General features: G+C 47.6%; 9 protein-coding genes. All 9 read right to left on the bottom strand.

Annotation, left to right across the window (positions count from 1 at the left end; translation table 11 throughout):
• Positions 1 to 67 precede the first annotated feature (67 nt).
• The 9 genes from Q3886_RS00945 to dnaN all read right to left on the bottom strand — a co-directional run bounded on the left by Q3886_RS00945 (position 68) and on the right by dnaN (position 9,410).
• Positions 68 to 1,438: a hemolysin family protein gene (locus Q3886_RS00945; RefSeq protein WP_301859250.1), complete on the bottom strand. Its 1,371-nt coding sequence runs from the start codon at positions 1,436 to 1,438 to the stop codon at positions 68 to 70.
• A 120-nt stretch (positions 1,439 to 1,558) separates the two neighbouring features.
• Positions 1,559 to 2,989, bottom strand: coding sequence for an MDR family MFS transporter (locus tag Q3886_RS00940; RefSeq protein WP_301859249.1), 1,431 nt, complete (start codon positions 2,987 to 2,989; stop codon positions 1,559 to 1,561).
• Between the two features lie 87 nt (positions 2,990 to 3,076).
• Positions 3,077 to 3,820, bottom strand: coding sequence for a hypothetical protein (locus tag Q3886_RS00935; RefSeq protein ID WP_301859248.1), 744 nt, complete (start codon positions 3,818 to 3,820; stop codon positions 3,077 to 3,079).
• A 47-nt stretch (positions 3,821 to 3,867) separates the two neighbouring features.
• On the bottom strand, positions 3,868 to 5,787 hold the full coding sequence (gene gyrB, locus Q3886_RS00930) for a DNA topoisomerase (ATP-hydrolyzing) subunit B (protein ID WP_301859247.1): 1,920 nt from the start codon (positions 5,785 to 5,787) through the stop codon (positions 3,868 to 3,870).
• Positions 5,788 to 5,831: 44 nt separating this feature from the next.
• Positions 5,832 to 6,077, bottom strand: a complete 246-nt coding sequence (locus tag Q3886_RS00925; RefSeq protein ID WP_301859246.1) for a DUF370 domain-containing protein — start codon at positions 6,075 to 6,077, stop codon at positions 5,832 to 5,834.
• A 4-nt stretch (positions 6,078 to 6,081) separates the two neighbouring features.
• Complete coding sequence (locus Q3886_RS00920) at positions 6,082 to 6,978, bottom strand: DUF721 domain-containing protein (protein WP_301859245.1); 897 nt, start codon at positions 6,976 to 6,978, stop codon at positions 6,082 to 6,084.
• Positions 6,971 to 8,077 (bottom strand): DNA replication/repair protein RecF, encoded by a 1,107-nt coding sequence (gene recF, locus Q3886_RS00915; protein ID WP_301859244.1) that lies wholly within the window; start codon positions 8,075 to 8,077, stop codon positions 6,971 to 6,973. Before recF ends, Q3886_RS00920 begins: the two co-directional genes overlap by 8 nt.
• A gap of 2 nt (positions 8,078 to 8,079) precedes the next feature.
• The gene (locus tag Q3886_RS00910; protein ID WP_301859243.1) at positions 8,080 to 8,295 is read right to left on the bottom strand and encodes an RNA-binding S4 domain-containing protein; all 216 of its coding nucleotides are present in this window, start codon (positions 8,293 to 8,295) and stop codon (positions 8,080 to 8,082) included.
• Positions 8,295 to 9,410 carry a DNA polymerase III subunit beta gene (gene dnaN, locus Q3886_RS00905; protein ID WP_301859242.1) on the bottom strand — a complete coding sequence of 372 codons (1,116 nt, stop codon included), beginning with the start codon at positions 9,408 to 9,410 and terminating at the stop codon, positions 8,295 to 8,297. The genes Q3886_RS00910 and dnaN overlap by 1 nt, the downstream gene beginning before the upstream one ends.
• Positions 9,411 to 9,455 lie beyond the last annotated feature (45 nt).

Genomic DNA, 9,455 nt, shown 5'->3' with positions numbered 1-9,455 from the left:
ATGCAATTGTACAATATAAAAAAATGAATGCATTTCTATCCCGACAGAAATGCATTCATGTATACACTTATTCCTTTTTATCTTCATCTTCCGCTTCCGGAACGGGATGGCGGGTAACCAGGATTTTATCTACACGCAGATTGTCCATATCCATGACTTCGAAGGTAAATTCTTTCCACTGATACGTATCCGTTTCTTTGGGAATTCTGCCTACGCCGTACGTAACCAGGCCGGCCAGCGTCTTATACAGGTCTTCCTCTTCATCTGGCAGGTCTTCTTCAATATGGAAGAAATCCTTAAATTCTTCAATCGTCAGCAGCCCTTCCATGAGCCATTCATTGGGCCCGCGCTGGATAATACGATTGTCCTTTTCCTTCTTTTCCTTTTCTCCTGACGGCATGCTGCCGACGAGAACTTCCAAAATATCATGCAACGTCAGGATACCGCTCAGATTGCCGTATTCATCCAGGACCACCGCTTCATGTACGCTGTGTTCCCGAAAGACCGGCACTACTTTGATAATATCCATCGATTCAGGGACAAAAATAGGCTTGCGAATACATTCTTCAATCAGTTTGGTCAGGGCCACCTGCTGACCGGCATGAACGGCATCATAGTATTTCTGAAATACCATATTCACCGATACCATGCCAACAAAATCGTCCAGCGATCCGCGGCCTACAGGCAAATGAATGTGATTAAATCCAATCATTTCCTTGAACACCGTATCTTCCGGATCTTCCAGGTCAATCCAGTCTACCTGCGTCCGATTGGTCATAATATCGCTGACATTCATATCAGCCAGCCGGAATACGCGGTCTACCAATTCCGGTTCTTCTTTTTCAAATGCCCCCAGTTCCGCCCCCTGTTCCAGGAGCAGCTTAATTTCTTCTTCCGTAACGGGATATACTTCCGGCTTTGTAACACCAATGAGTTTCGTCACCAAGGCTGTAGACGCCGACAGACACCATATGAGAGGCGTACAGAGCGTACAAAAATACAGCATGGGATAGGCCAGAAGACAGGATATTTTTTCCGGTTTGTCAATGGCAATGCGTTTGGGAACGATTTCCCCCATAATAATCGTCAAGTACGTAATGACGGCAACGATTGTCGTCAAGGTAACGCTATAGGCATACGGGGCCATTCCAGGGATCATAGCCACATATTCGGACAAGGGGCCGGCCATTTCCGTACCGCCATAGACACCAGTCAGCAAGCTCAGCAAGGTAATGCCAAACTGAACAGCCGAAAACATTTTATTGGGATTTTCCCGCAGTTTTAAAACAATAGATGCCGATTTGCTGCCTTCTTCGGCCATTGCTTCCAATCGCGCCTGATGGCAGCTGACAATAGCCATTTCCAACATGGAAAAAATACCATTGCCAAAAATAAGCAAAATAATGATCAGACATTCTTTCCCTAGGGAAAAGTCCAAAACAAATCACGTCTCCTTTATGCTAATAAAAAACTTTTTAGCTTATATTATATCGTGATTTATTCTGTCTGACAAGGTATAATGCCAAACATCCTGTCCCCTGGAAGTACGGCGGATACGTCATTCAGCCTTACTGTAAGGCGGCACAAAATAGCTCACAACGACGGCAATGACAGCTGCCAGTGCAGAAACAGCGTATACCCGATGCAGGGCAAATAACAGCGCCTCTCGTAAGACTGACAGCATATCCGGCGAAATCCCCGGCATATACATATCCTGCATTGTCATCGGTACGGCGGCATGAACAGAAAGCCAGGCAGCCGATGAACTGTTGATGACCGCTCCCAGCAGCGTAACGCCGACAGCCTGGGCAATGGTCCGGGTCAGCATATTGAGCCCTACAGCAGCACCGCGCTGTTCATAAGGCACCGAATCCTGGACGATAAAAATCAGTGTATTCAAGGTAAAGGAAAAGCCAATGCCGAAAGGAAACATCAGTACCGGAACCAGCCAGACCGGCGCCTGATCTGGAAGCAGCTGCAGGGATGCCGAACTGAAAAACAGTACGCCTGAAGCGGCCATGACGATCTTACGGGCTTCAAATTTCTGCATATACCGGGAAAGAAAGAAAGAACTGCCAAACCAGGACACCGATATGGTAACCATAGAAAGGCCGGCTACAGTGGCACTGTACCCCATGAGGGTCTGCATGTGCAGAGGAATATACACCGTATTGGAAATAAGAATAAAGGAGGCAATAAAGGTGATGCCAGTAATACTCAGTTTTTTCCCGCTGAGTATAAACACCGGAACGATAGGCTCTGCTGCGCGGGTTTCCTGATAGTAAAACAGGACGGCCGTGACAGCTGCACAGAGCCAGCACAGGTAGGTATATACCGTAGCTTCCGGCGTCGTCATAATGGCATACAGCAGGGAGCTGATGCAGACAGACAGCAGTACAGCACCGCCGTAGTCGATATGGTGGCTGCCCGTCCGTTCCGCTTCCTGAACATATGTGCTCAAAATGACCAGACACAGTATACCGAAGGGGATGTTAATAAAAAAGATCCAGTGCCACGATACGTAATCAATCAAAAAGCCTCCCAAAAGCGGTCCGACCAGCCCGGCTATGCCCCAGACCGTACTGATCCCGCCCTGAATGACGGCACGTTCTTTCAGCGAAAAAATATCGCCAATTAGGGTAAAACAAATGGTTAAAATTGAACCGGCTCCCAGGCCCTGAATGCAGCGCAAGACAATCAGTTCTTCCATTCCCCGTGACAAGCCGCATAAGGTGCTGCCTGTGAGAAAAATAGATATGCCGATCATGAGCATTTTCTTTCTTCCATACATATCGGCTAATTTTCCATACAACGGCGTCGATACGGCTGTCGTCAGCAAATACATGGAAAAAATCCAGCTGATCATATCAAATTGCTGAAAACTTTTGACTATGACCGGAGCCGCTGCAGATACGACAACCCCTTCAAAGGCCGCCAGAAAAATAGCCACAAAAAAAGCAAAGGCTATGGTTTTCTTACGTCTGTCCATACAGTTTCCCTTCCGTATTCCTCATATACATCCATAGAAAGAGGAAAAGACCTTCCCTGTACAGAAAAGGTCTTTTCCTATGTACTGCTACCACGGACCAACACCAATACTGATGCCGCCGCCATGCCATCCGCCGCTTCCCCAGCCAATGCCGATGCCAACGGACGGAGAGCGTCTGTTATCCTGTACGTCATCTGCCTTGTCGATAACAGACAGCGTCTTCGTAAAGGTCCGCGTCACGCCGCCTATGGTAATATCTACGACCATATCAGCCTTGCCGGAAGCTGCAGGAACGAGATTCATATCCTCCGAAACAGTAACGACTTTCGGGCTCAGACTGGTAATTTTAATATCATAAGGCATGGCTCCGGGAACGGAAACGCGAACAACGCCGTACTGCCCAACCGACAGCCTTTCGGGATAAAAAGTGACAGTCGTTTTCTTCAGCAGCGATTCGGCACTGCCGTAAATAAGAGAAGTACCTTCATGGGTACGCCGCCATACACAGCTTTGATCCTTGGCAACGTAATAGTCTCCCACCACGAGCCGTGATCCTTTCTGAAGAGCCTGGACGTGATAAAAATATCCGCCTACCTTCTTTTTTTCCATTCGCAGCGTATCCTTTCCGGTCAGTCCGGTCTGATCAGGCGGCAAAGAGGTCAGAAGCTGGACGATCTTCGTATATCGGCTTCCTGTATTGGTATAGTAGTCATCAGAAACAGCAATGGTCTGCTCGGTGCCGGCTGCTGCCTGAGAAGCTGCACAGACTATGCCGGCAGCACTGCACAGAAACACCAGAAATACCAGTATGCCTATTCGCCTTATCTTCATGCCAACCGCCTCCTTACCTGCAGTATCACCAGATCTCCCGTCTGGTATTACAAATCCAGATTTCGTACTTTCTTCGCGTTTTCCTGAATAAACTTCCGCCGCGGTTCTACTTTATCGCCCATGAGGACGGAAAAAATACGGTCCGCTTCCACGGCGTCTTCCAGGTGAACCTGCAGCATGGTACGGTTCTTCGGATCCATCGTCGTTTCCCACAGCTGTTCCGGATTCATTTCGCCCAGCCCTTTGTACCGCTGTACGACAACGCTTGCATCCCGGCCCAGTTCGTCCAGTTTCTGATTCATCGATTCATCGGTGTAATAGTACCACATTTGCTTGCCCTTACGCACCTGATACAGCGGCGGCTGGGCAATGTACACATGACCTTCCGTAATGAGGGGCTTCATAAACCGGTAGAAAAAGGTCAGCAAGAGGGTGCGAATATGGGCGCCGTCCACATCAGCATCGGTCATGATAATGATCTTGTCATACCGCCGTTTGGTAATGTCAAATTCGTCGCCAATACCGGTGCCAAAAGCAGTAATCATGGAACGAATTTCTTCATTGGCCAGAATTTTATCAAGCCGTGCTTTTTCGACATTAATGATCTTGCCTCGCAGCGGCAGAATAGCCTGGAATTTACGGTCCCGGCCCTGTTTAGCCGAGCCGCCTGCCGAATCCCCTTCGACCAGGTAGATTTCGGTCATAGCCGAATTCTTTTCCGAGCAGTCTGCCAGTTTTCCCGGCAGGCTGCTGATTTCCAGGGCATTTTTCCGGCGCGTCAGTTCCCGTGCCCGACGGGCAGCCTGACGGGCCCGGGCAGCAGAAATGGTCTTGTTAATAATAGCCTTGGCTTCACTGGGATGTTCTTCCAGAAATTCCTTCAGTCCCGTCGATACAATGTTGTCGACAATCCCTTTGACTTCACTGTTGCCCAGTTTCGTCTTGGTCTGCCCTTCAAACTGCGGTTCCCGTACTTTTACGCTGACAATAGCCGTCAGCCCTTCGCGAACATCATCGCCGGACAGGCTGTCTTCGTTTTCCTTGATAATCCCTGACGAACGGCCATAATCGTTAATCGTCCGCGTCAGGCCGGAACGGAAGCCGCTTAAATGAGTGCCCCCTTCTTCCGTAAAAATATCATTGACAAAGGTAAGGATATTTTCACTGTATCCATCGTTATACTGCAGGGCAATGTCTACGAGCACCTTGTTCCGTTCCCCTTCCAGGGTGACGACGGTAGGATTAACAGGCTGCTTGTTTTCGTTGAGAAATTCAACAAACGACGTAAGCCCGCCTTCATAGCAGTATACTTCCTGTTTGCCGGCTCCCCGTTTATCTGTAAGCGTAATGTGAAGTCCCTTGTTCAGAAACGCCAGTTCACGAAGCCGGGTTTTCAGGGTATCAAAATCATATACCGTATCGGGGAAAATTTCAGCATCTGGCTTAAAGCTGACTTTCGTTCCCGTTTCTTCTCCTTTTTCCAGAGGACGTACCTTTTTCAGCGGCTGATCCGTAAGGCCCCGGGCAAAGGATATGGTCCATACATATCCATCGCGCTTGACTTCTACCCTGGTCCATTCGCTGAGCGCATTTACGACGGAAATCCCTACGCCGTGCAGGCCGCCGGATATGGGATAGCCTTCACCGCCAAATTTACCGCCGGCGTGCAGGACTGTCAGAACGACTTCGACAGCAGGCTTGCCCACTTTATGCATGGCCACAGGAATACCGCGGCCGTTATCGACGACAGTAATGCTGTTGTCTCCTTCAATGGTAACTTCAATATGGGTACAGTATCCGGCCAGGGCTTCATCAATACTGTTATCGACAACTTCATATACCAGATGGTGCAGACCACGAAGAGACGTGCTGCCAATATACATACCCGGGCGTTTTCGAACGGCTTCCAGTCCTTCCAGAACCTGGATCTGTTCAGCGCCATAATCTATCTTTTTGTCCTGAGACATGAACAAACTCCTCCTCTTCAGCAAACCTAACATCTTATTATACCCTATCTTACGCGGTAATAGCTAGTGCCGGCACAGGGAAAAAGCCGTTTGTACCGTGCAACAATGGTTTCCAGCGTAATAGGCGTAGCGTAAATGCATTCTTCCGTCACAATATATGCGCGTACCTGACTGTCTCCGGCTCCCTCTACCCTGACCAGAGGCTGATAATACTGTGTAAGGGGATTCGATTTCTCCGACTTTCTGGGATGGGCTTTAAACATGGCCACAATGCGGTGAATATCGATCATATAATTACCGCCTATGTGCAGATACATCATGGTTTCTCCTGTATTTATTCGTCAGATTCTGAATATAGGCATCGGTCATTTCGGTGGGATTTTTTCGGGTAACCATCAGGGCCAGAAGCATATCGTCTTCTGCTGTATCCCATCCATGATGGATTTTTTCAATACACCGGTAAATACATTCCCGCCGTATTTCATTATACAGTTCCGTATACATCTTGCTGTGTACCGGAATACACCCGTTCTGTTCCAGTTCTTCCAGCGTAATCCAGGGCATCTGCATCATCAGACTGTACAGCTCCTGTTTTCGCTTCTCCCGCCGCTTCAGCCGGCAAATGGTGCAGACTGTTTCTCCCGGCTGGAGCCACCGTCCGCAGTCCGGACACGTACGGATACCGGCTTCTCTGCCGGCAACATTGCGTTTTTCCTGGGCAAAGCGAAGCTGTGCTACCCTTTCCTGCAGTCCTTCAGGCAGGTTTGCCGTTTCCTGCCGTATCTTCTGAACCCGTTCTGCATCCAGCCGAACATAGGCAACATTGTCAATGGGATACACCGATGCTTCGCCGTCCAGCGTTTCGTAAACAATTTTAGGCGGTTTCCTGCCGCTGCGGATAAATCGCATATCCTGAACCAGCACTTCTCCGGCATATTCATTCACTCTCTGTATGAGAGACTGTTTATGCATGAACAGCTGGCTCATCCACACCGAATTGAGTACGCCAATGGTAACTACCTGATTCTGGTAATCGCGTACATAGGAATATTTTGCAATTTGTTCGCCTACAATATCCGGCCAGTTCCATTTTACCTGATAGAACTTATAGGCCGACAGGAGCTTATGTTTCTCTAATACTTTCGGAATTGCCAGCCCGGCCTTTTCCATTTCCTGTGTTCTTTCATCCACTGGATATCACCGTTCCCGCATCGATACAAATAGGATAATACTCCGTTACAGACTCAAAAAGAAGGGGCTCTGTCGTCGTAATAAAGGTCTGAATCCGATTGCGTACAAACTGAAGGAGAGCCTGACGGCGGCTGCTGTCCAGCTCACTCATGACGTCATCAAGAAGAAGAACGGGATATTCACCGGTTTCCGATTTCACGAATTCCAGTTCTGACAGCTTCAGAGCCAATACGGCCGTACGCTGCTGACCCTGAGAGCCAAATCGCTTCAAATCCCCACCGCCGGCCGTAAACATCAGGTCATCCCTATGAGGTCCTACAGAAGTGGCCATGCGCTGAATATCACGGGGCAAATGGCGCTGCAGCAGTTCATAGTACCACTGCGGATCGGTCCGTCCTGCCTCCGCTGCCGGCGACTCGCCATAGGGCTGCACATAGGAGATGCACAGCTTTTCCGTGCCGCCGCTTAGGCGCCGATGAATAATACTGGCCAGGAGATTCATTTTATGCAGCGCTTCCAGGCGTTTTTCCACAATAGAAGCAGCAAAGGCGGAAATTTGCCGATCCCATTCTTCCAGCGACATAGGCCGTTCATATTTCATCTGGCGCAGCAGAAGATTGCGCTGTGATATGGCCCGGTTATACTGCAGAAGCATCCGATAGTACGCAGGGTTTACCTGGGAAATTTCCATATCCATAAACCGCCGCCGCAAAGACGGACTCCCTTTTATCAGCAGCAGATCATCCGGCGAAAAGAGTACTTCATTCAGGGTGCCGACTAATTCTTTCTGCGAAGATTTCGTCCCATTAATCCATATTTCTTTTTTCCGTTCTTTAGACAGGATAATTTTTATTTCCTGAACAGCGTCACTGCGGACAAACTGCAAAATACAGCTGCCTTCCTCCTGCTGCCACTGAATTAAATCACTGTCGCCTATTCCTCTATAGGATTTCCCTATACTTCCGAGGTACAGTGCTTCCAGAAGATTCGTTTTCCCCTGCCCGTTTTTTCCATATATGACGATAATTGATTTCGGAAAGGGAATTTCTATATGAGAATAATTCCTGAATTGATGGAGCTTTATGGATTGGATGTTCATAATTATGCACGGGTAACTGTATACGTGCCAACGCCTTTAATTTCAACTACGTCGCCAACATGTATTTTTTTGCGTTTTGCTTCACATAATATTCCATTTACAAAAATGCGTTTTTCTTCCAGCAAAAAGCGGATTTCGCCGCCGCTTTGCAGTATACTTCCCAGTTTAAGGAGCTGATCCAGCTGGATCATGTCTGTTTTGATTTGTATAGATTCCATTATTTTGTCCTCATTGGCGTAACAACAAATACACATTCTTCATGGCCTTTATCCTGTACTAACATGGGGCTGTTCTTTCTGGCCTCCAGTACGACTTCATCATCGTAGCAATGTTTCAGTATATCTAAAATAAATTTACCGTTAAAAGCAATGTCCAGCGGTTCTCCTTCGATCTGGCAAGGTACAAAATCTTCGATTGTACCATAATCCGGATGCTGGCTGGTCAGGCGAATTTCATTCCCGTCAAAGACAAAATTAATGACATTGTACTGCGCATCTTTGGCAACAATGGAAGCTCGTTCGACAGCACCGGTAAATTCGCTGCGGCTGACCGTAACGGTACATTGAAAATCTTTGGGAATAACGCGGCGATAGTTGGGAAATTCGCCTTCAATCAGGCGGGTTCGAATGTAGACATTGCCAAATTTTACAGAAATATAGTTGCGCACTGCTGTAATTTCTACGGTTTCCGGAACATCCGTCGGCAGCTGGCGGGAAATTTCGCTCAGCAAACGACTGGGGATAACTGCTTTCAGCGGTGTATCCACAGGAATATCGAGAGTCGCTGTTTTCAATGACAGACGATGCGTATCCGTTGCCACCATGGAAATAGTATTTCCTTCTACGTCCAGAAAAGTTCCCATGAAAATCGGTCTTGCCAGATCCGTAGCGCAGGCATAGGACGTATTATCAATTAAGTCTTTTAATACTACACTGGTAGTCGTCAAGGAAGCATACCCGTTTTCCAGCAGTTCCACTTCATTGAAATCACCGGTATTCATGGTGAGGCATTCAAATTTTAAATTGCCTCCTTTAATTAACAATTGCGTATCTGTATCCTTTTTGGTAATTTCAATTTCATCGCTGGGCAGTTTTCTTGTCAGTTCCATTAAATACGGATTGGCAATGAAGGCTTCTCCTGGTTCCTGAATAATGCCGGGAACAATTGTTTTGATTCCCATATCATAATCATTGGCCTGAAATTCAATGACTCCATTCAGAGCTTTGATGAGCAGCCCGTTTTCTGATGACAGGTTATTGCTTTTGTTTTGTGCCACTTTTTGAACGGTTTGCAGGCCTTTGTTTAAATCGGCTTTTTTTAAAAGTAGTTTCATGGAGATATCCCCTTTTCTGCGCTTAGTTGGTTAGTTAAAAGTGAA

Origin of the sequence: uncultured Megasphaera sp. (assembly GCF_958350005.1) — a bacterium.
GTDB lineage: Bacteria > Bacillota > Negativicutes > Veillonellales > Megasphaeraceae > Megasphaera.
Note: the sequence above shows the minus strand (reverse complement) of the source record. Positions and strands in the feature narration are given on the sequence as shown.

Bases quoted from the DNA above. Each gene is read 5' to 3' on its own strand.
- Q3886_RS00910 (WP_301859243.1), bottom strand. From the start codon at position 8,295: ATGGAATCTATACAAATCAAAACAGACATGATCCAGCTGGATCAGCTC.
- Q3886_RS00935 (WP_301859248.1), bottom strand. From the start codon at position 3,820: ATGAAGATAAGGCGAATAGGCATACTGGTATTTCTGGTGTTTCTGTGC.
- recF (WP_301859244.1), bottom strand. From the start codon at position 8,077: ATGAACATCCAATCCATAAAGCTCCATCAATTCAGGAATTATTCTCAT.
- dnaN (WP_301859242.1), bottom strand. From the start codon at position 9,410: ATGAAACTACTTTTAAAAAAAGCCGATTTAAACAAAGGCCTGCAAACC.
- Q3886_RS00925 (WP_301859246.1), bottom strand. From the start codon at position 6,077: ATGATCGATATTCACCGCATTGTGGCCATGTTTAAAGCCCATCCCAGA.
- gyrB (WP_301859247.1), bottom strand. From the start codon at position 5,787: ATGTCTCAGGACAAAAAGATAGATTATGGCGCTGAACAGATCCAGGTT.
- Q3886_RS00940 (WP_301859249.1), bottom strand. From the start codon at position 2,989: ATGGACAGACGTAAGAAAACCATAGCCTTTGCTTTTTTTGTGGCTATT.